1 protein-coding gene is annotated in these 1,200 nt (G+C 63.3%); it reads left to right on the top strand.

Annotated features, from left to right (window positions below):
* Nucleotides 1–63: 63 nt before the first annotated feature.
* Nucleotides 64–1,200, top strand: a protein-coding gene (locus IVA98_RS19330; protein ID WP_524536391.1) for an IS3 family transposase whose coding sequence is annotated in 2 segments (ribosomal slippage) — nucleotides 64–316 and nucleotides 316–1,200 — 1,138 coding nt annotated over the 2 segments. Because the reading frame shifts where the segments join, the coding sequence is not laid out codon by codon here. This gene is flagged as partial in the annotation.

The raw sequence follows: 1,200 nt of genomic DNA, 5'->3' as shown, positions 1-1,200 counted from the left end.
TGACCTGCCACTGAGTATTTCCTCCAGAAGGAGTTAGAGTCCGCCCCGAAGAAGGACGGACGGATGAAGCGAGCAAGGTTCACGGAAGAGCAGATTATCGGCGTGTTGAAGGAGCATGAGGCCGGGGCGAAGACCGCCGACCTGGCTCGCAAGCACGGGATATCGGAAGCGACGATCTACAACTGGAAGGCCAGGTTCGGCGGCATGGATGTCTCCGAGGCCAGACGGCTGAAGGCGCTGGAAGATGAGAACGCGAAGCTGAAGAAGCTGCTGGCCGAGCAGATGCTGGATGCGGCTGCGCTACGCGAGCTTCTTTCAAAAAAATGGTAGGGCCCGCCGCCAAACGCGCTGCAGTGGCGCATCTGGAGGCCAAGATGGGCCTGTCGGAGCGGCGGGCCTGTTCGATTGTGGGCGCGGACCGGAAGATGATCCGCTACCGCTCCTGCCGGCCGCCGGACACCGAGCTTCGCGCCCGGCTACGCGAACTGGCCAACCAACGCCGCCGGTTCGGCTATCGCCGGCTGTTCGTTCTGCTGCGGCGGGAGGGCGAGCCTTCGGGCATAAACCGGATCCACCGGCTTTATCGGGAGGAAGGGCTCACCGTCCGCAAGCGTCGGGCCCGCCGCAAAGCGACAGGCACCCGGGCGCCGGTCCTGGTGGAAGCCAAGCCGAACGCACGCTGGTCCCTAGACTTCGTCTACGATCAGTTCGCCAATGGACGGCGCTTCCGCGTCCTCAACATCGTCGACGACGTCACCAAGGAATGCCTGGGTGCGATCCCGGACACGTCGATCTCCGGACGGCGGGTGGCTCGGGAACTGACGATGATCGTCGAGCGGCGCGGCAAGCCAGGCTCGATTATCTCCGACAATGGCACCGAGTTCACCTGCAACGCCATGCTGGCCTGGTGCAAGGACACCGGCATCGACTGGCACTTTATCGCGCCCGGCAAGCCCATCCAGAATGCTTTCGTCGAGAGCTTCAACGGGCGGATGCGCGATGAACTTCTCAACGAGACCCTGTTCTTCGATCTCGACGACGCCAGGACAAAGATTGCGACGTGGGTTGCTGACTACAACAGCGACCGCCCGCATTCTTCGCTGAAATACCTCACCCCGGCGGCCTACGCTGCCACATTCACCGCAACGGGCGATCGGCTGCGCAACCCCGACCAGCTCCGCCGATCGCCCGTTGCTCCAC

This window comes from Bradyrhizobium sp. 160, from assembly GCF_023073735.1.
Classification (GTDB): domain Bacteria; phylum Pseudomonadota; class Alphaproteobacteria; order Rhizobiales; family Xanthobacteraceae; genus Bradyrhizobium.
This window is presented reverse-complemented; position numbering and strand designations above follow the sequence as displayed.